17 protein-coding genes, 1 tRNA gene and 1 pseudogene are annotated in these 21,906 nt (G+C 62.7%); 8 read left to right on the forward strand and 11 right to left on the reverse strand.

Translation table 11 applies throughout. The features are described from left to right. From V6584_RS01050 to V6584_RS01070, 6 genes and pseudogenes are all read right to left on the reverse strand, one after another. Window positions 1–791: RCC1 domain-containing protein (locus V6584_RS01050; RefSeq protein WP_422678590.1), on the reverse strand; the 791-nt coding region annotated here is incomplete at its 3' end. A gap of 135 nt (window positions 792–926) precedes the next feature. Next, window positions 927–1,415 (reverse strand): annotated as a pseudogene (locus V6584_RS07930) (InlB B-repeat-containing protein); the annotation flags it as partial. Between the two features lie 285 nt (window positions 1,416–1,700). Beyond that, window positions 1,701–4,433 carry a valine--tRNA ligase gene (gene valS, locus V6584_RS01055; RefSeq protein ID WP_340468601.1) on the reverse strand — a complete coding sequence of 911 codons (2,733 nt, stop codon included), beginning with the start codon at window positions 4,431–4,433 and terminating at the stop codon, window positions 1,701–1,703. A gap of 33 nt (window positions 4,434–4,466) precedes the next feature. After that, a complete protein-coding gene (locus V6584_RS01060) occupies window positions 4,467–6,017 on the reverse strand; it encodes an ABC transporter substrate-binding protein (protein ID WP_340468602.1) in 1,551 nt (516 codons plus the stop codon). Window positions 6,018–6,063: 46 nt separating this feature from the next. Continuing rightward, window positions 6,064–6,738 (reverse strand): endonuclease III, encoded by a 675-nt coding sequence (gene nth / locus V6584_RS01065; protein ID WP_340468603.1) that lies wholly within the window; start codon window positions 6,736–6,738, stop codon window positions 6,064–6,066. Beyond that, window positions 6,689–7,468 carry a winged helix-turn-helix transcriptional regulator gene (locus V6584_RS01070; RefSeq protein ID WP_340468604.1) on the reverse strand — a complete coding sequence of 260 codons (780 nt, stop codon included), beginning with the start codon at window positions 7,466–7,468 and terminating at the stop codon, window positions 6,689–6,691. The genes nth and V6584_RS01070 overlap by 50 nt, the downstream gene beginning before the upstream one ends. 187 nt (window positions 7,469–7,655) lie before the next feature. Between V6584_RS01070 and V6584_RS01075 the strand changes: the two genes are divergently transcribed. Continuing rightward, window positions 7,656–8,423, forward strand: a complete 768-nt coding sequence (locus V6584_RS01075; protein WP_340468605.1) for a hypothetical protein — start codon at window positions 7,656–7,658, stop codon at window positions 8,421–8,423. 52 nt (window positions 8,424–8,475) lie between these two features. Here V6584_RS01075 and V6584_RS01080 read toward each other — a convergent pair whose 3' ends face one another. The 4 genes from V6584_RS01080 to V6584_RS01095 all read right to left on the reverse strand — a co-directional run bounded on the left by V6584_RS01080 (window position 8,476) and on the right by V6584_RS01095 (window position 11,183). Then, window positions 8,476–9,144 carry a manganese efflux pump MntP gene (locus V6584_RS01080; protein WP_422678582.1) on the reverse strand — a complete coding sequence of 223 codons (669 nt, stop codon included), beginning with the start codon at window positions 9,142–9,144 and terminating at the stop codon, window positions 8,476–8,478. Between the two features lie 240 nt (window positions 9,145–9,384). After that, window positions 9,385–10,029 (reverse strand): DUF421 domain-containing protein, encoded by a 645-nt coding sequence (locus V6584_RS01085; protein WP_340468607.1) that lies wholly within the window; start codon window positions 10,027–10,029, stop codon window positions 9,385–9,387. A gap of 4 nt (window positions 10,030–10,033) precedes the next feature. Beyond that, window positions 10,034–10,480 (reverse strand): DUF3290 family protein, encoded by a 447-nt coding sequence (locus V6584_RS01090; RefSeq protein ID WP_340468608.1) that lies wholly within the window; start codon window positions 10,478–10,480, stop codon window positions 10,034–10,036. A gap of 211 nt (window positions 10,481–10,691) precedes the next feature. Further along, window positions 10,692–11,183, reverse strand: a complete 492-nt coding sequence (locus V6584_RS01095; RefSeq protein ID WP_340468609.1) for an inorganic diphosphatase — start codon at window positions 11,181–11,183, stop codon at window positions 10,692–10,694. Window positions 11,184–11,722: 539 nt separating this feature from the next. Here V6584_RS01095 and V6584_RS01100 point away from each other — a divergent pair. Further along, the gene (locus tag V6584_RS01100) at window positions 11,723–12,718 is read left to right on the forward strand and encodes a hypothetical protein (RefSeq protein ID WP_340468610.1); all 996 of its coding nucleotides are present in this window, start codon (window positions 11,723–11,725) and stop codon (window positions 12,716–12,718) included. Window positions 12,719–12,846: 128 nt separating this feature from the next. Beyond that, on the forward strand, window positions 12,847–17,370 hold the full coding sequence (locus V6584_RS01105; RefSeq protein WP_340468611.1) for an LPXTG cell wall anchor domain-containing protein: 4,524 nt from the start codon (window positions 12,847–12,849) through the stop codon (window positions 17,368–17,370). Between the two features lie 179 nt (window positions 17,371–17,549). On the opposite strand, the gene V6584_RS01110 is transcribed toward V6584_RS01105, so the two are convergent. Continuing rightward, window positions 17,550–17,626 (reverse strand) — tRNA-Met (locus tag V6584_RS01110). A gap of 152 nt (window positions 17,627–17,778) precedes the next feature. On the opposite strand from V6584_RS01110, the gene V6584_RS01115 reads away from it, so the two are divergent. From V6584_RS01115 to V6584_RS01135, 5 genes are all read left to right on the forward strand, one after another. Then, window positions 17,779–18,816: a homoserine O-succinyltransferase gene (locus V6584_RS01115; RefSeq protein WP_340468612.1), complete on the forward strand. Its 1,038-nt coding sequence runs from the start codon at window positions 17,779–17,781 to the stop codon at window positions 18,814–18,816. A 384-nt stretch (window positions 18,817–19,200) separates the two neighbouring features. Continuing rightward, complete coding sequence (gene atpB, locus V6584_RS01120; RefSeq protein ID WP_340468613.1) at window positions 19,201–20,013, forward strand: F0F1 ATP synthase subunit A; 813 nt, start codon at window positions 19,201–19,203, stop codon at window positions 20,011–20,013. Between the two features lie 149 nt (window positions 20,014–20,162). Further along, window positions 20,163–20,393, forward strand: coding sequence for an ATP synthase F0 subunit C (gene atpE, locus V6584_RS01125; protein WP_340468614.1), 231 nt, complete (start codon window positions 20,163–20,165; stop codon window positions 20,391–20,393). A 71-nt stretch (window positions 20,394–20,464) separates the two neighbouring features. Then, window positions 20,465–21,016, forward strand: a complete 552-nt coding sequence (locus V6584_RS01130) for a F0F1 ATP synthase subunit B (protein ID WP_340468615.1) — start codon at window positions 20,465–20,467, stop codon at window positions 21,014–21,016. Window positions 21,017–21,078: 62 nt separating this feature from the next. Further along, window positions 21,079–21,906 (forward strand): F0F1 ATP synthase subunit delta, encoded by an 828-nt coding sequence (locus V6584_RS01135; RefSeq protein WP_340468616.1) that lies wholly within the window; start codon window positions 21,079–21,081, stop codon window positions 21,904–21,906.

The raw sequence follows: 21,906 nt of genomic DNA on the forward strand, positions 1-21,906 counted from the left end.
TCGGCCGGCGGTTGCACCTTGACCGGGGTATTGCTGCTGGTGTTGGTGCCGTCTCCCAGCTCGCCGTTGGTGTTGACCCCCCATGCGTAAAGGTTGCCGTCCGAACCGAAGGCCATCACTTGCTGCGATCCTGCTGTGGCTTGTTTCCAGGTGAATCCTGCGGGTGCTTCGGCCGGCAGTTTCACCTTGACCGGGGTCTTGCTGCTGGTGTTGGTGCCGTCTCCGAGCTGTCCTTCGCTGTTGTCTCCCCATGCGTAGAGGTTGCCGTCCGAGCCGATGGCCAGGGAGTATGAATTTCCTGCTGTGGCTTGTTTCCAGGGGAATCCGGCGGGTGCTTCGGCCGGCAGTTTCACCTTGACCGGGGTGTTCCTGTTGGTGTTGGTGCCGTCTCCCAGCTGTCCTTCGCTGTTGTCTCCCCATGCGTAGAGGTTGCCGTCCGAGCCGATGGCCAGGGAGTGTGAATTTCCTGCTGTGGCTTGTTTCCAGGTGAATCCTGCGGGTGCTCCGTCCGGCAGGTTCACCTTGACCGGAGTGGTGCTGTTGGTGTTGGTGCCGTTTCCGAAATCGCCCGAGCCGTTGACCCCCCATGCGTAGAGGTTGCCGTCCGAGCCGATGGCCAGGGTGTAATCAAATCCTGTTGCGGCTTGTTTCCAGGTGAATCCTGCGGGTGCTTCGGCCGGCAGTTTCACCTTGGTCGGGGTTATCACGGATAAGCCGGTGCTGCCGACTCCCAGCTGGGTGTTGTTGTTCTCCCCCCATGCGTAGAGGTTGCCGTCCGAGCTGAGGGCCAAGGAAGAGTTTTCGGATCCCCCCCTGACCCAGGAGAAACGGATGCCCCGCGGGGCCGGCGGAGTCACTGTGACAGAGGTTCCGCCTTCGACGGGTCCATTATCCGGTCTTATGTTCCAACCGCTGTCTTTGGTCCAGTGGGCGGTGAGGGTGCAGTCCTCCGTCACGGGCTTGTTGAAATCGTAAGCCAGATCACCGATGAACCAACCGTCGAAAAGATATCCGCTTTTGGAGGGGTTGGTGGGGGGGATGGAGGCTGGTTCCCAATCCGGTATGGATTGATCGTCCGGTTTGGGTGTGCCGCCTGCTGTGTCGAACCGTATGGTATGGCTGCCGTCTGTGCGTGTTGAGAGCGGATCCTGCCTCTTGCCTGTGGTATCGGGTGGAGTTGAAGGGTCTGTCGCTGTTCCTTGCTGCGTGAGCGGAGAGGGGGCTGCAGATTCGGGACTGGTTCCCGTAACCCTCGTGACCGGGAGATTGCCTCCTTCCTGAACGGTGGCAGGAGCTGCGGCCTTCAATTGTTCACCGGCATCGGCCGCTGCCGTTCCGGTCATGGTGCACATCCCCAGGCTGGTCAATATCGCAAGAACCGCCGTCAGTCTATGCGCGATATGCTTATCCCTCATAGAAATCCTCCCCAAAACGCCTCTCGTACTCCGGCTTCCTTCAACGGAAAGCAGGGCTACACTGCAAGAAGCCACTAAGTGGATAATAACACCGTTATAGTCATCTTTGCAATATTGTTATGTTTTCCCACTGTTATGGATCGGTGTCTGTGGGCATGTCCTGCGGTTCCGCTTTCTGCAATGGTCTGATGGGGAATCCGATTGGATATGGAAAACCGGTGGAACCAGGGTCATCTGGTTCCACCGGTCCGGTTCGGAATGGGTGAGGATTCTCCTAGAGGAGCATCAACGTCCAGGTTTCTTGACGGGTGGTTCGCCCAGACGGCTGGCGGTCACGTGTACGTCCATCTCCTCGCCGGCCCCCACGGCATTCGCGGTGTCCTCGACAAGGGTCAGATCCCCGGTCACCCGTCCAGCCTCGGCCACATCGTCCGTGGCGGTTCTGACGGCCTCCATGCCTTCGGGCGACACGGCCAAGGTGGCTGATAGAATCGGTGTTTTCATCGAGACCTTGGCTTCTGACTTGATCCGACGTAAGACGGCCAAGGCTCTGCCGGCCCAGGTCAGGAGGGAAGAATCCTGACCCTGGGCCGCCTGGCGGAAGGCTTCGGACCTGGGCCAGGCCGCCCGGTGGACGGAACCCTCGCCCTGATGCATCCACTGCCAGACCTCTTCGGTGGCGAAGGGCAGGAAGGGTGCCAGGAGACGATCCAGGGCTTCCAGGACCAGCCCCAGGGTGGTCCTTGCGCTGAGCACCTGATCACGTGCGGGCACCTTGCCCGTGGCATCGGCTGTACCGTAGGCACGGTTCTTGGACAGTTCGATGTAGTTGTCGCAGAAGTCCCAGAAGAAGGACTCGACGGTTTCCAGGGCCTTGGAATGCTCATAGTCTTCCAGGGCCCGGGTGGCCTGGTCGATCACCTGGGCAAGGCCTGCCAGGACCGCGCGGTCCAGCGGAACGGTCACATCCGCTGGGTCCCAGGTGATTCTGGCGGATTCGGTCACATGGTGGTTTCCGTCCTCCCGGCCGATGGCCAGGGCGAACTTGGTGGCATTGAGGAGTTTGACGGCCAGCCGCCGGCCGATTTTCATCTGCCCCTCATCATAGGTGGCATCCAGGCCCAGACGGGCCGAGGATGCCCAGTAGCGGACGGCATCGGCACCGTACTTCCTTATTGGTTCGTCCGGTACCACCACATTACCCTTGGACTTGCTCATCTTTTTGTGGTCAGGGTCCAGTATCCATCCCGACAGCGTGGTGTTGCTCCAGGGCAGACAACCGTTTTCAAGGTGGGCCCGATCGATGGAACTGAAGAGCCAGGTGCGGATGATGTCCTGACCCTGAGGCCGCAGGTCCATGGGGAAGGTGGCCTTGAACAGGGCCTGGTCCTCCTCCCCGGGCTCGGCCCAGTGGGTAACGATCTGGGGGGTCAGGGAGCTGGTGGCCCAGGTGTCCATGATGTCCTTTTCAGCTGTGAAGCCGCCGGGCTGGTCACGCTGGGACTCTTCGAACCCATCCGGAAGATCCACGGTGGGGTCGATCGGGAGTCGGTCTTCGGAGGGGGTGATCGGATGGGCGTAGTCGGTTTCGCCGTCCTCGGTCACCGGGTACCAGAGGGGGAAGGGGACACCGAAGAAGCGCTGGCGGGAAATCAGCCAGTCCCCATTCAAGCCTTCCACCCAGTTGTTGTAGCGTACCCGCATGAAGTCCGGATGGAAGTCGAGCTCCCTGCCCCGCTCCAGCAGTTCATCGTTGAGCTTCCTGTCGGTGCCGCCATTGCGCAGGTACCACTGACGCGAGGTGACGATTTCCAGGGGTTTGTCGCCTTTTTCGTAGAAGTTGGTCATACGCTTGGTGGGCTTTGGCTCCCCGTCCAGGTCTCCGGCCTCGCGAAGGGCGTCCACGATGATCTTGCGGGCCGAGAAGGTGGTCTTTCCAGCCGTCTCTTCGAAGATCTCCCTTCCGCCCCGGTCGGTGATCCAATCGGGCACGGTCATGGTTATCCGGCCGTTGCGCTGGATGATGGACCGTGTGGGCAGGTTCAGGTCCCGCCACCATTGGACGTCGGTCATGTCTCCGAAGGTGCAGCACATGGCGATGCCGGCCCCCTTGTCCATCTCGGCGGCAGGGTGGGCCAGGATGGGGACCTCCACCTTGAAAAGCGGGGAGTAGACCTTCTGGCCGAAGTACTTCTGGTAGCGTTCATCGTCGGGATGGGCGATCAGGGCCCCGCAGGCGGCCAGGAGCTCGGGCCTGGTCGTCTCGATGTAGATGGGGGTGCCGTCCGCGAACCGGAAGGCCACCCGGTGGTAGAAGCCGTCGTATTCGCGCGACTCCAACTCGGCCTGGGCCACGGCGGTCTGGAAGGTCACGTCCCAGAGTCCCGGGGCCTCCTTTTGGTAGGCCTCGCCCCGGGCCAGGTTGCGCAAGAAGGCCTTCTGGGCGACCCGGCGGGGATGCTCGCCGATGGTGTGGTAGGTCTGGGACCAGTCCACCGACAGGCCGAGGGACCTCCAAAGCCGTTCGAAGAGTTGTTCGTCCTCTGCGGTCAGCTGCTCGCACAGCTCTATGAAATTCTGGCGGGAAACGGGCACCTGATCCTTGGCGCTGATTTTCTTTCCATCGGTGCCCTGGAAGGGGGGCTTGAAATCGGGGTCATATTTCAGGGAGGTGTCCACCCTCACCCCGTAGTAGTTCTGAACCCGGCGCTCCGTGGGCAGCCCGTTGTCGTCCCACCCCATCGGGTAGAAGACGTCATAACCCTGCATCCGCTTGAAACGGGCTATCACGTCCGTGTGAGTGTAGGAAAAGACATGGCCCACGTGCAGGTGGCCGGAGACGGTCGGCGGGGGGGTGTCGATGGAGTACACGGCCTTGCGGTCGCGGGTGTTGCGGAAGCGGTAGACGCCGGACTCGTCCCACTGCCGGGACCATTTTTCTTCCAGCCCGTCAACGCTGACCCTGTCCGGAAGGGGGGTCAGGTTGGCTGTGACGGTTCCTTGATGTTGAGCAGACATGAACACGATTTTATTGACGAACTATGACAAGGGTCAGGCGGTGACCCCCCACACAGGCAGATAGGTGTCGACCGCGGAACCAGGCAGGCCTTCCAGTCCCTGTGCAGCCAGGATGACCGGGGTCCTGGCGTAAATCCAATCACAGGGCGACTGGGCGGAAAGATCCTTGTCGTACCGGGAGAGGCCCGCCGCATAACCGTCTTCGTCGGCGGCATCCAGGAGGGCCCTGTACGACTGCTGGACCTCGGGTTTGTCGAACCGGGCCAGGGAGGCCGGATCGGCGAAGACGGCGTTGTCCTCGTTGTCCATCATCGCGAGGGTCAACTCATATGCCTGCCCGTCTGCCATGCGGTCCCGATAGGTCGTCCCGTCGACCATCTCTGTCTTGACGGGAATGTTGACCCTGCCCAGGTCGGAGGCTATCCGCTCTCCCACCTGGGCTCCGAACGATTCATGGTAGACCAGCCGCACACCGCCGCGGTAGTACCTGTTGGTGAAGTAGGTATTCAGGGATGCAGCTTTGGCAGGGTCATGGGGGAAGGGGTTGAAGGAGGGATCGTAGGCCGGGCTGAGTCCGTTGACCGGTCCGTTCAGGGGTTTGGCGGTCCCCGACTGGAGGTCGGCCAGGGCGGTCCTGTCCACGGCGTAGCGGACTACCTCCCGGCAGCGCTGGTCTGCGAAAGGGGAGGTCGGTGTGTTGTTGATGATGAGGACCAGGTTCTTCCTGCTTGACCCGGTGGTCACTCTGAGGGCCTGCCCTGTGCCAGCTGCCGCCGTCTTCCGGGCCGAGTCGGCCTGGGTTGGAGTCAGGTCCACTGCGGCATCGAGTCTGCCCTCCTTCACGGCCCTGACCTGGTCCCCTATGGAGTTCCCATAGGAGAAGGCGACCTGGTCGCTTTTCGCAGGGTGGGGGCCCTGGTAGTGCTTGTTCCTGATGAGGGTCAGACTGCGGCCGGACTGCCAGGAGCCCACGGTGTATGGTCCGGAGCCTGCCGAGGATGAGGAGTAGTCGATGCCGGCCCTGCTGTTGTAGACGATGCCGGCCCGGCCGTAGAGGGCCCGGGTGAGGTGGGCATCGGGTGTGCTCAGGTGGATGACCAGGGTGTAGGGATCGGGGTTGGTCACCTGGCTCAGGTGGTCCAGGCCGTGGTAGCCCGGGGTCTTCTTCTTGACGGTCTGTTCCAGGGACCAGAGGACATCCTGTGATTGCAGGTCGCTGCCGTCGGAGAACCTGGCCCCCCGGCGCAGGTGGAAGGTGTAAGTCAGCCTGTCGGCCGAAAGATCCCATTTGCTGGCCAGACCTGGTTCAGGCAGGCCCTTGTCCCCGGGGGTGGTGACCGTCTCGTAGACATTGCCCAAGAGGGCCTGTTCCACCTCCTGTCCGGCTTCATTGCGGATGTCCAGAGAGGCGGGGGCCTGCCTGAGACCGATCCTGACCGAGGTCTCCCCCCTCAAGCCCGGTCCACCCCCCGGCCTGCCGCCGGTGACGTAGGGCCAGGCCAGGTAGGCGCCAGCCGTCAGGACGGCCAGGGCCACCAAGAAGATCAGGGCCGACTTGAGGCTGCTTCTCTTGTGCTTTGGCATGTCTTCGATTCTAGTGGGGGTCTGCGGCCGGGCCACTGCGTGGTGATCAACCCAGCGTACCGGCGCTTGGACAGGAAGCCGCCAGGGGGCAGCTTCCGCAGTCGGGCCGGCGGGCATGGCAGGTCTGCCGGCCATGGAAGATGAGACGGTGAGACAGATCGGTCCAGTCTTCGGGAGGGAAGCAGTCGCAGATTTCGTGCTCGATCCTCACCGGGTCCGGATGGGTGGTCCTCCAGTCGGTCCTCCAGCGCAGCCGGCCAGTGACCCGGATCACATGTGTATCAACCGGGAAACCCGGGATACCGAAGGCGTTGCCCAGGACCACATTGGCCGTCTTCCGCCCCACTCCGGGCAGGCTTGTCAGTTCATCCATCGTCTGGGGGACCCGACCGTCGAAATCCTCCGTCAACATCTGGGAGAGCCCCAGGAGGTGGGCCGCCTTGGCATGGTAGAAACCCACGGGGTGGATGATGCCCTCCAGGCGGGATGGGTCGGCACGGGCCATGGAGCCCGGATCGGGGTAGATGGCGAAGAGTTCGGGTGTGACCGAATTGACCCGTTTGTCAGTGGTCTGGGCGCTCAGAACGGTCGCTACCAGTAGTTCGAATGGGTTGTGGAAGTGCAGTGCACAGTAGACATCGGGGTACATCTCGCAGAGGATGGCATACTCCTCATGCATCCTGGCCACTCGCCGGGCCTTGCTCTCCTTGCTCGCCGCCATCGCCGTCTCCCTCCGCCTGGGCGCCCCCGTTGGTCTGGGGCGGATCGAACCGATAGCCCACGTTTCGTACGGTGCCTATCAGGTGTTCGTACTCGCCGCCCAGCTTGGCCCTCAGGCGGCGGATGTGGACATCCACCGTCCTTGTTCCGCCATAGTAGTCATATCCCCACACCTCCTGGAGGAGCTGGGCCCGGGTGAACACCCTGCCGGGGTGCTGGACCAGGTATTTGAGGAGCTCGAATTCCTTGTAGGCCAGATCGATGGGCTGGCCGTGCAGACGTGCCGTGTAACCCTTGGTGTCCACGATCAGATCCCCCGACCTGATCAATCCCGATGAGGCATCATCGCCCGAGGAGGCTGTCTCGGGCAGGAACGCGGGCAATGCCTTACGCTGGTCCACCAGACGCAGGCGGGCCTCCACTTCGGCGGGGGACGCGGTCTGGACAACCATGTCGGCCATCCCCCACTGGGCGTTGACCACTGTGAATCCGCCCTCGCTCATGACCAGGATGATGGGGGTCGAAAGGCCGGAGGCCCGGATGAGGTTGCAGATGGTCTTGGCGTTGGCCAGGTCGTCGCAGGCATCGACGAAAAGAATGGTGTCCTCGGGCATCTTGACCAAGGAGGCCGCATCCAGGGGGAGCACACGTACCCGGTGGGACAGCAGGGTGAGCGCGGGCAGGACGCTAGCCGGATCCCTGGCGAACGTCATCAGCGTCAGATCGGTCATTCCGAACCCCCTTCCACGCCTGCGGCTCCACCTACTTACCATATGCCTACGTCCCGGCCGATAGGGAACATTGTACAATCGGCCGGGTCCGCCGGGCCTGCAGACGGCTCATGGACCTGCCCACAGCTTGTCTGAGGCACCCGACAGGGTACATTGATAAGAGGTCCCACGAAGCAGGAGGAAAATCGTGCCAGACAGTGTGAAACCCGGAAGCGAACAGACCCGGATCAAGCAGGCGGGAGCGACCGGGGCCCTCGTGCAGGTGTTCTGCTACATTCTCCTGGCCCTCCCCGCCCTGCTCACCATGGGTCCCCTCTCCGGGCTGGGCGGTCTGTGGACCTATGTGATCGAGGGGGTCCTCCTCCTGGCCGCCGTCCTGGTCTGGTGGCCCTTCTCCGCACCCGGTGCCAAGGACCTGCCTGACAGGGTCATCTGTGGACTGTTGGGTGTGGCCGCCCTGGTCTCCTCATACGTGATGCAATATGGCCGAATCAACGCCCTCCGCGACGGAACCCTCACGGGGGGATCGGGCTGGGAGGCCCTGCGGGGTTGGCTCGAGGCGGCGGCGGGACTTCTTGCGATTCTGGCGGTGGTCATGTTCCTCAGGCAGATGGCCAGGGTCAACCATCGCACGCAGGTCATCAGAGGCCTGTCGTTGACGGCCTTCGGCGGATTGGCCTGCATCTGCGCGGCCGGTTGGACCTTCCTGCCCTGGCTGGCGGCCGCCTCCGTCACAGTGGTGGGGGAGGGGAAGGGCCTCATCCTGGCCCTGACCCTCCTGGTGGCCCTGGCGGTCGTCGTCGCCCTGGGCTGGTCGGGCGTCCAGTGGGTCCGGCAGGCGGCGGCCTCCGGACAGCCGGCGGCTGCCAGGACCTTCGGTCTGGCCCTCCTGCCCGTCATGCTCAGTGGGGCCGTCATCGTCCTGACCCTCTTCGTCCTGCACTTCGTGATCTGATACCTCTTACCTGGCACCGGCAGGACCGCCGATGACGGCAGATTCCCTGCTTTCAGAGGATGTCCGGCATGAGGCCCAGGTGGTCCAGGAGTATCTGGGTCCCAAGGGCTATGAGAAGGATGCCTCCGGCAATCTGTGCCGGCCGGCGCCAGCGGGAACCGAAGACGTTGCCGATGCGCAGGCCCAGCATGGAGGCCAGGGCCGTGACCACCCCGATGACCGATGCCGCAAGCCAGATGTTGGCCCCCATGAGACCCAGACTGGCCCCGACACCGAAAGCGTCGATGCTGGTGGCGATGGACAGGGGGAGCATCTTCTTCCAGGAGAAGGGGCCGTCGGGCGTCTCCCTTCTCGGCCCTGGGGCCGGACCGATGCATTCAGACCCGTTTTTGCGGGCTGACCCATCCTGGGAGGGGTCTGTCTGAGTGTCCACCCCTGCCGACCTGTCCACAGCCTGGCCTTGGGGGTCGTCCTCTTTGCCGTAGACGGCCTCCCGGATCATGTTGGCCCCGATGAAGAAGAGGAGGCCGAAGATGATCCAGTGGTCCACGGCCGCCACATAGTCCTGGAAGAGGGAGGCCGTGTAATAGCCCAGAATGGGGAATAGGGCCTGGAAGCCGCCGAACCAGATGCCGACCAGCCAGTGATGGCGGACCTTCACGTTCCTGACGGACATCCCCTTGCCTATGGAGACGGCGAAGGCGTCAGCGGATACGCCCAATGAAATGAGCAAGAGTCTGAAGAGCACAGCAGTCCTCGTATGTTCATCCCCTGTCGGGGGATGGGCCTCGACGAGGTCTCACAGGACCTGCCTACGCCTCGGGTGCGTCGACAGCGGAACTGCCGGAAAATCTCCCGGCTTTGAATTCCTTGAATGCTGTTCACATGCCGCGCGTACGGAATTGAATCTTCAGCTTATAACCTATCCGTTCAGGATGCAAGGGCGGAATGGACGGCATCCTCACTTGCCCGAGTACGTAACCGCCTGGAGCTTGCCGTTCTGGTACCTGGCCATATAGACGTCCCTCACGCTGGATATGCCCTGCTCCTTGAGCTTGCGGTCCAGCCAGTCGGTGTCACGTCCCATCAGGTCGAGCACGTTGGAGCTGGGGCGGCCATCCACGATCACCGGGTAGCGCACGTCTTTCTCCTCGTTGGAGATCACGGTCAGACTTCCGTTCTGCTCCACGATTCCCCGCTTGACGTCTGCGATGTCGCTGACCCCCTTGGTGCGCAGTTTGAAGTCGACCTCCTTTGCCGTCAGATTGACCTTGAGGCAGTTCTGCACCAGGAGCTTGCCGTCCTTGATGATGGTCACGGGCTCCCCGTCTATGTACTTGCCGATGACCCTGACGTGCGTCTTGGCATAACGAATCGTCAGGATCAGCGCAGCCCACATGAGCAGGATGACGATGTACTGGGCCATTGAAATTGAATTGCTGTAGATCACCCCTCCGATGATGCCGCCCAAAACGTAGTTCTGAAGCTGGTCCATGGCCGATGTGGGGGCCAGATTCCCCTTGCCTGTGAAGTTTATGAGCAGGGTGATGAAGATGAGCCCGACAATCAGTTTGAGGGCCACGTTCACATAGAAGTCGATTTCCATGGGTTCACTCTCCGATCACTTTTACATCTGGTTTGTACAGGTCGGCTTTCTCCAGCAGAAATTCCGATCCTGAACCGTTGAAGATCAGCTTGTAATAGCCTCTTGGGGTCTTGATGATCATGTCCGTATTGCGGGATGTGTCGTTGATGCTGATGTCCTGGGGCTTGATGTCCAGCTTGGCGGCGGACTTCTCGATGACCACCGTCAGCTGGCCGCTTTGGACGCTGGCCGTGCGCATGTTGGTGAAGTCGCTGTACTGGATGGCGGCCGCCAGCAGGAGGAGGGTGCCCAGAATGATGGACAGGTCCTTGTATTTGCGGTCCCACCTGTGCCGGAAGAACATGAATATGAAGAAGAGGAAGCCCAGCGCCAGGATGACGACGGTCACGATCCTGACCAGTTTCCAGTTCGTCTGCCCCCCGTTGAGGTAATTGTATGTGTAAAAGGTCATGTGCGCTCCTCGCCCCTTGAGGCATCTTTCACTGATACGAGTCTAGGAGGAGGGCGGCGAATTCCGGTGGATTTGGTGGAGAGGCGTCGCGGGCGGGGCCGTGGTGGTTTGCGTCGGTGCGTGAATGCCTGCCGGCCTGCCCTGGTCATGGAAAAGCCCGGGGCCACGTGCGGGCGCATGGCGCAGACGTGGACCCGGGCCCCTGCCCCGATCAGGCCTGGGAGGCCAGGCGCTCGCGGGCAGCCTTGATCTGCCTCTCGGCCTCGGCCGCATCTGTCCAGTAGTCGCCGGGCTTGACTTCCTTGCCCGGCTCCAGGGCCTTGTACTGCTCGAAGAAGTGCTTGATTTCGGCCTTGTGATACTCGGAGACGTCATTCACGTCCTTGATGTCGTCGAAACGGACATCGGCAGGAACGCACAGGACCTTGTCATCGCCGCCGGCCTCGTCGACCATGTGGTAGAGGCCCACGGCGCGGCACTCGATCACGCAGCCGGGGAAGACGGAATTCGGGATCATGACCAGGGCGTCCAGGGGGTCTCCGTCCTCGCCCAGGGTGTTCTCGATGTATCCGTAATCGTCCGGATAGCCCATGGAGGTGAAGAGGGTGCGGTCCAGCTTGATGCGCCCGCTCTCGTGGTCCACCTCGTACTTGTTCCTTGACCCCCTGGGGATCTCGACGACAACATCGAATGTATCTGCCATTGCTGTTCTCCTTTGCTTGGCCCGGCCACGTGGGGAGGGCTCTTTGCATGTATCGGGCCGCCGCCGGCAACCGCTAAACCAAGCTTAGCTGTGGCAAGGCACAAGCAGCCGTCATCGGGGTGATGTGGACGGATGTGGCGGTGACAGGGTGCGCCCAGCACGCTATTGTTGGATTCACGGCCTTTTCTTGGGCCCTGCCGCCAGCGCCTGTATGGGCCCCGGTTGCCTGCGTGGGACCTGGCTCTGTGGAGGTCCGGGCCGCGCGTCGGGGCCGTAGGAGGATGCCGCCACGACGGTCGGGGATTGCCGGGGTGTGTGGTCATGGGTCGGGCCGTCTGCCGGCCCCGTCACGAGGTGGATTGCCTTCTCATTCGACCACAATTCCAGGTCGGTATCCCTTTCCGGGCGGCCATCGGGCATCCTGGCCCTATGACGAAGAAGAATGAAGATCGCCGTGGTGGTCGCGCCCGTACGCCGCCGTCACCGTCCAGGTGGCCAGGTATCCCAGGCCGCCGATTCGTAGGGGAGGAAGGAGTCGCATGCGCACAGACAGGGTTCCGGATGCGGCCGAAGACGCGGCGGGGGGAGCAGACACCGGCGGTCGTCCGGCCGTTGCACCCGCCCCCTCTGGCCCGGTCTCAGGTGGGGGTGGAAGGATTGCGGCGGTCATCGTGGCTTTTGCGGTCCTGGCCCTCCTCCTGGCCGGTCTGGGTGGTTTCGCCTGGTGGAGGTACAGAGAGGGGCGCCTGCATGATCAGGCCCTCTCCTCGTGCAAGAGGGAGTCCCGGTTGGCCGCCTCGGAGTTGGACAAGCTGGAGCAGACCATGACGGGTCGTCGTCAGCTGGCCGATATCGGCAGAAATGAGGTCGAAAAGTCCTCCACCATCGACGATTTCCGGGTCGCGCTCAAGCAGGCCGAAGATGCGGTTCATGAGGTCCCCTCCTGCCTGGGGGACGATTCCAGAAAGACCCTGGACGAAGCCGCTTCTGCCTCTCTCCGGGCTGCTAAGGCTTATGAGGACCGGAACCAGGCCCTGGAGTCGACGGCCAGGACCTTGATAGCCTCACGTGACGCGAAGATTCTGGACGATGCCAGAAAGGCCCTGTCTTCACAGAGGGAGAGGGCTTCGAGCCTCCTGTCGGACTCGGCGGGGAAGGTGGCCGACGAGACCACCCGTGATGCCCTGCGTGAGGCAATCGACAGGGCCGGGAGGATGGATTCCGGGAGTCTTGCTGACTGCAAGGCGGAGGGTGACTCCCTGTCGAAGGCCATGGATGCGGTGAATGCGTCCATGCGGGCCAGGGCCGAAGCCGATGCGGCAGGAGGGCGGCCGTCGGACGGATCGAAAGATGGCCATGCCAACGTGCGCGCCCCGTCACTTCCCCCGCGTAGGCAGAACGTCAATCCCCCCAGGAAACAGGCCCCCGCGCAGAATGACGGGGGAGACGAATCCTGGAGAGAAAAGTTGAAAGGCAACGTTTCAAACGGGGGCAAGCCTGTTTGTAAGAAGGGCGAGGCCTGTGGGATTGGCTGATGTGGTGATGTGAAGAATGTGCCGGCCGGGGCGGTCTGGTTTGGTCGCTTGCCCGCCCCGTCCGGTTTAGTTGGGCGGCCGCCCCTTGCGGGGTGGTCCGTCCCTTACATGGTAAGGGAAAAAAGAAGATGAGGAAAATCAAATGGAAGGGCCTGGCGGCCGCTGCCGCGGCCGTGGCGACCTTGACCGTCCCGCTGGTTCCGGCCTGGGCCGGCGGCGGGGGCGGCAACGGCGGCGACAACCACAGCGGGGAGCATTCGGGCCTGTTCGCCCAGTCGTGGGCCTATCGTGACAACAACGACGGCGGTTTCGGGGGCCCCACCCGCGAGGCGGTCCTGGCGGCGGCCGCCGCCATGGGAGTGACCATGGGGTCCGGCGCTTCGGCGTGGAAGACGGCCGACGAGGCCACCGCCGAAGCCAACCAAAATTGCCTGGCCCGTTTCGACGAGGCCCATGCCGATCAGAGGGGCGAGGGCAAGTGCCGCATGGTGGCCGTGGGCATGGTCACCACCCCCGGCAAGGTCTACCAGGGCCTGGACCGGGCGATTCATGACATCTGGATGGGCCATTGGAGGGATACGGTCGCCGGGAGGAGTTTCAGTAACAACGGGGCTGAATACGTCACAGCCGACATCTTCCAGGATCAGCCCGGCGCTTCGGTCGATATGATCGCGGACCAGTACGCCGGCGACGAGAATCATGGTTCGATTGTGGTGATCATGCTGAACCAGTATGAACCCCGGCCCGGCACCTATGCCCTGACGGTTTCGACCGATCAAGTGACTCCCGGCCCGTTGAAGGTGGGTTCGACGGCCGCCGTGCAGGACCTGGTCCATGCCGGCGGCCATGGCGGCGCAATCCGGGAGGACCTGGATGCGGTCGCCGTACTCCATCGCGAGGGGCGGGCCGAAGGATATGTGAAGGCGGCCCAGGCCGTGAAGCGGTTCCGGATGAAGAATCAGGGCGACACCGAGGTGTCGTTCACGCCGGCAGAGTTGGGGGTGGGGTACTGGCTGGAGGGGACCTATTGGTTCGACGTGCAGGTGCCCAAGCAGGGTCGCATGGAGGGTGCGGTGGACACCCCGGACCGTGACCCGCGCGAAACCTTCACCGTCTCCTCGGTCCCGCCCCCACCTCCGGTGAAGAGGATCCAGAAGGGCACCTCCGCCGATGGGATGGTCAACCACACGGTCATCACAACGGGAACGGGCCTGGGTGGCTATGAATTGCACATGCGCGATTCGATCGATCCGCATGGTGTGGGCTACAAGGTGGAGAACCTGCAGGTCAAGGACACGACCGAGGATCGGGACCTGTCCGGCGAGTTCGTCCTGGCCTGGGACAGTGCGGCCCATCTGGTGACCGCAGACCGCGCCCCTGACAGGGGGGCGATGCCCCTGGAGCATGTGTACGAGTTCTCCTTCGATGTGAAGGTGTCCAAACCGGACTTCTCGAAGGTCACGGACCATGCCTCCGTGGTTTGGAACCACAACCCATCCGTGGAGACCGGTGCCAGGGAATTCCCCACCTGGCGTCCCCAACCGGACAAGTCCTGGATCAGGCGGGACCCGGAGTCGGACAGGTGGGAGGCCGTCATCGACCCCTCCCGCACCAACGCCACCGGCGCGGATAACCGCGTGTTCCTGGACGGGGACAGGGTGGGGTCGGTGGTCAACGCGACCCTGCCGGCCCACCTGGTCCAGTCCCCGGCCAGGTTCGAGATCAAGGACGACTGGACCCGGGCCTCATACATATTCAAGGCGGATCCGGCCGCCGACATGCACGTCTACCAGGCGGAGGCAGGCACGGACCGGTGGTCCTCGGTCAGCGACATCGTCAGCCGTGGCCGCGACGTGACCGGCATGTTCGACATCGAAGTGACAGACGGTGTGGCCGTGGCCCGGGCCAAACCCGACTACCTGACCGGGCTGAAGGGGATGGCGACCCCCCTACAGGTGACCCTTTTGATTCCGGGCACAGTGGATTTCGCCCGCGGCAAGGGTGCATCCCAAGTCAGGCGGGATCACGGGGTCCAGCCCGGCGGGGAATTGACCTTCTGCACGGCCGCTCCCACCGGTCGTGAGGTCTCCGTAGACCCGCCGCGCCAACCTGACCCCCTGGTCGCCCCCCTGCCGACCGGTGCCCCATCCTTCCGGGAATCAGTCGGCAGGGACACTGCCATCGGCCAGGCCTCCAGGGGAAAGGTCCATGCCGAGCAACCGGTGCTCAGGGATGCCATCGGCATGCACCCCGGCATCGCTGCCGGACTGCCTGCCATGCGCGGGGGCGGGGTCCTGCTCAACAGGGGGAGTGAGACGGTCAACGCCCAGGAAATCGGCACCAATGAGCCGAAGATCTGCGGTTATGTGCCTCCGGTGAAGAAGGATGTCGTCTCGGAGGCCAGCCAGGGTGGAGACCAGGGCAGCGTGGACGGGAAGGTGGTCTACCCCGGTCAGAGGGTCGAATACCAGCTGACAACGCAGCCCAGGCTCCCCATCGGCCTGGCCTATGACGTGAAGTCCGTGAAATTCACCGACCGGTTCGACCGTTATCTGAACGTGGACAAGCAGACCTTGGAGTTGATGGACCTGGGCACCGGTAGTGTCATCCCCAAGACCCGGTATGCCACTGTCTGGGATGACAAAGCGCACATGGTGCAGGTCGTCATCACTGACAAGGACCTGATGGGCCAGTGGAAGGCCGCCGCAAACCCCCGCATCCAAATGAGGTTCGAAGGCATGGTCAGTCAGGATGCACCTGTGGACCACAAGGTCGGCAACCGTTGGATGCTGACGGTCAACAACAGCCTGACGCCCAGCAACGAGGTGATCAACATGCCCTCGAAACCGGAGCCGGTCAAGCAGGATGTGAGCTCAAAGGACCGGTCCGTCAGCATCGACGGCAGGACCCTTCTCCTGGGTGATACCGGCGTCTACAGGGTCACCCTCGACGCAAGGCAGACAGACAACGCATACAAGGTCTGGAAGCTGGGGATCGTGGATGACTTCGAAGAGGAGTACCTGGCCGTCGATCCCGCAAAGATAGAGGTGCAGGGTTCCGACGGCAGGGACTACACCCAGGCCTTCAACATCCAGATCCTGGACGGCGTCGCATACGCCTTCGCCAAAAGGGTGGACACGAAGGTCCCCGCGACCGGGGAGATCGTCAAGGGCGACCCGCAGCCCGGGGATTTGAGGGCCTATGCTTCCTCGGACAGGTACGACCCCCTGGGCGACCCGGCCATTGACCAGGGCCTGTTGGGCCGTACCTACGACCTCGTGCTCCCCTACAGGGTGGTCAAGGTAAGGGATGGCCACACTGTGAAAAACACAGCCACACAGATCACCGACGATGTCAGGAGGGACACCAACCAGGTGTCCAACCCGTTGAAGCCGCTCAATCCCGCCAAGGATGTGGTGATTGAGGTGGGCGGCGGCTCCCTGGCTGGCAGGAGTGTCTACCTGGATGGCTTCTTCCTCTACCAGCTTGACAGCAGCATCCTGCCGGCGGGGCGTGCCTACCCCAAGACAGACAGATGGCTGGTCGAAGACCGGTTGGAGACATCCGTCGACCATTTCACAGGCCAGTGGGCCGTCTATGCCACTCGTGACCTCTACCGGGAGGGCAGGCTTCTGGCGGCACAGGGAGAACGGTTGGCAGGCTCCGGGTACGACTCCTCCAGGTTCGGCGGCCCCTTGTTCACCATGGATCGGGACTCATCCGGACGGGTGTCAATCCTGGCCACGGATGCATACCTGGCGTTGGTATCCGCTTCCGGGGATCGGGAGGCCGGTTGGCGGGCCTACCTGCAATGCAGGCGCCTCAGGGCCGTCGACCGCCAGGAGAACAGGTTCACTGAGTACTACAACGACAAGGTCACCCCATCCAACCTGGTGTGGACCCGGACCCCGGATATGACCCCCCGCCTGCACATCGAAAAATTCGATACCAAGTCAGGCTTCCCGGAGGGCGACCGTGATGAGCCTGGGCAGGCCCTGGCCGTCAACGGCGAGGTGGATATCACCTTCCGGATAAGCAACAGATCCGGTTCCGACCCCGATAAGGGTCAAGGTCCGGTCTTCCGGGCCAAGGACCTGCGGTTGGAGGACATCACGGTGGCCGGCGGCGGGAGGGTCACCGACATTCGCTACCCCCAGGGATGGGAGGACCTGGTCCTCGAGCCCGGAGGCCAGGTGGATGTCCACGGGATCTTGCGCAATGTTACAGGTCACCACACCGATCGGGCCAAGGTTACAGGGGTCCCGCTGACTCCCTGTCCCACACCGAGTACGGACCCCTTCGGGACCGGACGGCCCGGGGGCGATCCTGCCAGGCCACCGGTCCCGGCTGGGTCGGCAGGTAAGGGTGCGGATGATCGCGACCTCTGCCGGGATGCCCCGGTCGAGTCCAACACGGATGACTGGAACGGCCTCAGGCCCGAGTCCAAGCCTGTTCGCCCGCTTCTGTCCAAGACGGGCGGCGATCTCCTGCCGATCCTTCTCATCGGCCTGGGCGCTTTGATATCAGGGGCTGTTGCCCTGCTGGCCCGATTTCGAGATAGGAGGGGAAGGGCCTATTTCCTTGAGAACTATGCTGAACCGGCCTTGCGCTTGGCCTTGCATAAGGAGGGAGATGTGAATGCCTCCATCTGACGGTCATCCGTGAGACTGGGTCTTCGTCAGGTCTGCCAGCCTGGTTCGCTTGCAGGCCTGACTCCGGACCCGTCGATCCTCAAGCGCCGGCCAGTGATCGGCCGGGCCGACCGACTGGCCATCTTCCTGTGCCGGAGGCAAAACAAAAAGCCCGGGATTCGTTGGAATCCCGGGCCATCTGGTAGCGGGGTCAGGATTTGAACCTGAGACCTCTGGGTTATGAGCCCAGCGAGCTACCGAACTGCTCCACCCCGCGTCGGCTGTCTGTGACAGCGCTCTCCATATTACTGGTTCCCCTGCTCTTGTCAAATGATGCCGGTGTCTCTGCCGGTGGAAGAATCGGTGGGACGGCCCGGAAGCCCGGGGTGGTCCTTTCCCCTTGGGCGGCCGCCGGGCCATAATGGTCACATGCCCATCACCATCCCCTCCGGGCTCCCGGCCCGGTCCATCCTTGACTCCGAGCGCATCTTCGCCCTCGAGACCCACGAGGCCGAGGACCAGGAGGTCAGGCCCCTCAGGTTGGTCATCCTCAACCTCATGCCCAAGAAGATTGAGACGGAGACCCAGCTCCTCCGCCTCATCTCCAAGTCCCCCCTCCAGGTGGAGGTGGACTTCATGAAGGTGTCGAGCCACGAGGCGGTCCATACCAGCCGGGATCACCTGGTCAAGTTCTACGAGACCCTGGATGCCTTCGAGGAAAATTATTATGACGGCCTGGTCGTCACCGGGGCCCCTGTGGAGCAGATGCCCTTCGAAGAGGTGGACTACTGGGACGAACTGACCAAGATACTGGACTGGGCCGCCACACACGTCTTCTCGACCATGTACCTGTGTTGGGGGGCCATGGCGGGCCTCTACCACGGATACGGCATCCACAAGCGGTCCCTGGAGCGCAAGCTCTTCGGTGTGTTCCCCCAATACCTCCAGGACGAGTACTGCTTCATCACCAACGGCTTCGACGAGATAGCCCTTCAGCCGCACTCCCGCCTGGCCGGGGTGGATGAAGGGGAGGTCCGGGCGAACCCCCGCCTCCAGATCCTGACCTGGGGCCCGCAGTCCGGCCCCGGTCTCATAGCCAGCCAGGACTTCTCGGAGATCTTCGCCCTGGGCCATTGGGAGTATGACAAGTACACCCTGGCCCAGGAGTACCGCCGCGACCTGGACAAGGGCCTGACCAACGTCCCCTTCCCCCACAACTATTTTCCCCATGACGACCCCTCGCTGGAACCCGTCTTCTCCTGGAGGGCCCATGCCAACCTCCTGTGGCGCAACTGGCTCAACTGGGTCTACGAGACCACCCCCTACGACCTGGCACGGGTGCCTGGCCTCAGGGCAAGTGGTCAGTTGGGGACGGACCGGTCCATCCGCCATGAGCCCGGTCCGCCCAGGAGGGACGGGTTCGTCCCGCTGAAGGCGGATGGATACGGTCTGATACGCGGGAGATGACCGTAAGGCGTGGCGGGGGTGCCCAGGCCTGGTGAAACGCCGACGAAGGCCGCAAGATTGTGCCCTTTGCCCCTGTTGGATTTACGAGAAATTTCGAATGAGGGTATCTTTATTCGTCGGCACTGCGCTGGCCTGACCCCAGCAAGGGGGCGGCCGACGGCAGGGTGCCAGACACGGTGTCGGCAGTCGTCCGGCCCATGGACCTTCCAGTGGATGCCCCCAGGGGCTGCCAACGTATCCATGGCCTGTCGCCCGGCTGCCGGATGTCGTCATGGTCATGCTGCCGTTTGGTTTGCCGATAACGGTACACTGCCTATTACAAGGTACGTGATGGCCGTATTCAAGGCTATAGTGGTCGCTGGTTATCGTTTCAGGAGGCGATAGATGTTAGAGGCAATAGGAGGCGGGGCGCTCATTGCGGCTGAATCAGGGCCGGAGCTTCCTTCCATCAATGACTTCCTGCCTCCCGAAATACTCTTCCAGGGGACCCCCTTCGCCATGAACCGCATCATTCTGGTCCGTGTCGTGGCGACGGTCATTCTTCTGTTGGTCCTGGGCATCACGGCCGCCCGGGCCAAGCTGATTCCCTCCCGTTGGCAGGGGGCCGTCGAATGGGTCATCGAGTTCGTGCGTGATTCGATCGTCTACGACACCCTGGGCGAGGAGCGCGGCAGGCGGTATGTCCCCATGATCGCCACCATCTTCTTCAGCGTCTTGGTCTTCAACCTCTGCGGTGTGATCCCCGGCATGAACATAGCGGCCACGGCCACCGTCACCATGCCCCTCTTCTTCGCCATCTGGAGCTTCTTCGGATACATGTCCGCCGGCATCCGCGAGCAGGGTTGGGTCGGGTACTTCAAGTCCGAGCTCTTCCCGGCAGGGGTCCCGTGGCCCCTTTACATCATCCTGACCCCCATCCAGCTCTTCGAGATGATCATCGTCAAGCCGGCCTCGCTGACCATCCGACTGTTCGCCAATATGATAGCCGGCCACCTCCTGGTCGCCGTGACCCTGGCCTTCACCCAGTTCTACATCTTTGAAGCGGCCAACAAGCTCATGGCCGTGGCCGGTGTGGCCTGGTTCGCCCTTGGGTTCACCCTGACCTGCTTCGAGATCTTCGTTGCTGCCCTGCAAGCCTACATATTCGCCATCCTGACGACCGTGTACATCGGCATGAGCTACCCTGAGGAGGACTAGACCCTGGCCGGAGGGGTTTCAACGCTTCCGACCGGCGCGTTGCGGTTCGTCCGCAGGCCAGTGCAAACAGAATTTCGCGGTCCCGGTGGCAGACAATCGGGAACGCGCTACAATCCAACAACCGGCAACGGTCTAGGAAAGGAAAATAAATGGATATCATCACCCTTGCTGCGGTCTCCGGGAATCTGAGCATTCTGGGATACGGCATCGCCGCCCTGGGCCCCGCACTTGCTCTGGGCATCGCCGTGGGCAAGACCGTGGAGAGCATGGCCCGGCAGCCCGAAATCCGCGGGTACCTCCGTACCACCATGCTGATCGGCCTGGCCCTGATCGAGGTGCTGGCCCTGCTCGGCTTCGTGGCCCTGCTCATCATCAAGTAAAGCCGGCCGTTCCGATTGGACGCCGACAGTAAGGCTGAAGTCGTGATTTTGAAAAGGGAAAGGAGGAGCCGATGAATCCGGTGGCTGCAGACGGAATACAGCTGTTCATACCCCCGATTTACGATATCGTATGGTCCCTGGTTATCCTGATCATCCTCGCGGTCTTCTTCTACAAGTTCTTCATGCCCAAGTTCCAGGCGATTTTCGACGAGCGAGCGGCGAAGATTCAAGGCAACATCGACAAGGCCAAGAAGGCCAAGGAAGATGCGGACAAGGCCAAGAAGTCCTACGAGGACCAACTGGGCAAGGCCAGGCTGGAGGCATCGCAGATCCGTGACGACGCCAGGGCCGAGGCCTCCAGGATAGTGTCCGATGCCCGGACCAGGGCCGAGTCCGAAGCCAACCAGATCACAGAGAACGCGCAGCGGTCGATCAAGTCCCAGCAGCAGCAGGCCCTGGTCAGTCTGAAGGGCGAGGTGGGCACCCTGGCCACCGCCCTGGCGGGCAAGATCCTGGGTTCGCAGCTGCAGAGCGATGCCGTGCAGTCATCCATGATCGACTCGATCATCGCCGACAGTGAGGGCGATGACGGTTCGGCCAACGATGATCAAGCTGGGAAGTAAGGGAAGGCCGACGGCCGGATCTGACGGCCGTCGCCGGACCCCAGGAAGGAAGGGGAGGTGACATGCGAGGCGAGACTTCGCTGAACTCCGACAGGGAGACCCGCGAGAAGTTCGCTTCCCGGCTCAAGGCCAAGAAGGAAGGCGCCCTGCGCGTGGCCACGGAGCTCTATGACTTCGTGGCCCTCCTCGACGAGAATCCCAGACTGGAAAGGGCTCTGACCGAACCCTCCCGTTCCGCGCAGGACAAGGGCCATCTGGTCGATGCCCTCCTGGAGGGGCAGGCTGACCCGCTGACCGTCGACATCCTCAAGGATCTGGCAGGCCGGGACTGGAGCAAGGTGTGCCACATCGCCAACGCGGTGGAGGACCTGTCGGTCGATGCCGCGGCATACTACACGGATTCACAGGGCTCCACACTGCGGGTGTCGAGCGAGCTGGCCGAAATCCATTCGGCCCTGATCGACCTGCCCCTGGTCCTGTTCAGACTGTCCGACGAGTACAGCAGCCCCAAGGCCCGTGTGGACCTCCTTCTGGCCCTGATACCCTTCGACAGGCTGCACCCCGTGACCAAGCAGCTGGCGGTCAACGCCACGGCCGATCTGCGCGGCAGGCGCTTCCTTTCCACGCTCATGTGGCTGATCAACCGCTTCTCGGAGCATATGAACCAGGTGATGGTCACAGTCACCACGGCCGTCCCCCTGAGCGACGAGCAGGGCGATCAACTGGTCCGGCTCTACGGCAGGCAGCTCGGAAAGCCGGTCCACATCAACTCCGTGGTCGACCCATCCGTCATGGGGGGCATGAAGATCCAGTACGGGTCCCTGGTCAAGGACACGACGGTGGTGGCCCAGCTGCAGAAGCTGAAGCGCTACATGTCGATGGTCGGTTGA

It is taken from the genome of Bifidobacterium favimelis (assembly GCF_037963085.1).
GTDB classification, from domain to species: Bacteria; Actinomycetota; Actinomycetes; order Actinomycetales; family Bifidobacteriaceae; genus Bombiscardovia; species Bombiscardovia favimelis.

Excerpts from the sequence above, each read along its gene's own strand:
- valS (WP_340468601.1), bottom strand. The coding sequence starts at position 4,433 with ATGTCTGCTCAACATCAAGGAACCGTCACAGCCAACCTGACCCCCCTT.
- V6584_RS01060 (WP_340468602.1), bottom strand. The coding sequence starts at position 6,017 with ATGCCAAAGCACAAGAGAAGCAGCCTCAAGTCGGCCCTGATCTTCTTG.
- nth (WP_340468603.1), bottom strand. The coding sequence starts at position 6,738 with ATGGCGGCGAGCAAGGAGAGCAAGGCCCGGCGAGTGGCCAGGATGCAT.
- V6584_RS01070 (WP_340468604.1), bottom strand. The coding sequence starts at position 7,468 with ATGACCGATCTGACGCTGATGACGTTCGCCAGGGATCCGGCTAGCGTC.
- V6584_RS01085 (WP_340468607.1), bottom strand. The coding sequence starts at position 10,029 with ATGGAAATCGACTTCTATGTGAACGTGGCCCTCAAACTGATTGTCGGG.
- V6584_RS01090 (WP_340468608.1), bottom strand. The coding sequence starts at position 10,480 with ATGACCTTTTACACATACAATTACCTCAACGGGGGGCAGACGAACTGG.
- V6584_RS01095 (WP_340468609.1), bottom strand. The coding sequence starts at position 11,183 with ATGGCAGATACATTCGATGTTGTCGTCGAGATCCCCAGGGGGTCAAGG.
- V6584_RS01100 (WP_340468610.1), top strand. The coding sequence starts at position 11,723 with ATGCGCACAGACAGGGTTCCGGATGCGGCCGAAGACGCGGCGGGGGGA.
- V6584_RS01105 (WP_340468611.1), top strand. The coding sequence starts at position 12,847 with ATGAGGAAAATCAAATGGAAGGGCCTGGCGGCCGCTGCCGCGGCCGTG.
- V6584_RS01115 (WP_340468612.1), top strand. The coding sequence starts at position 17,779 with ATGCCCATCACCATCCCCTCCGGGCTCCCGGCCCGGTCCATCCTTGAC.
- atpB (WP_340468613.1), top strand. The coding sequence starts at position 19,201 with ATGTTAGAGGCAATAGGAGGCGGGGCGCTCATTGCGGCTGAATCAGGG.
- atpE (WP_340468614.1), top strand. The coding sequence starts at position 20,163 with ATGGATATCATCACCCTTGCTGCGGTCTCCGGGAATCTGAGCATTCTG.
- V6584_RS01130 (WP_340468615.1), top strand. The coding sequence starts at position 20,465 with ATGAATCCGGTGGCTGCAGACGGAATACAGCTGTTCATACCCCCGATT.
- V6584_RS01135 (WP_340468616.1), top strand. The coding sequence starts at position 21,079 with ATGCGAGGCGAGACTTCGCTGAACTCCGACAGGGAGACCCGCGAGAAG.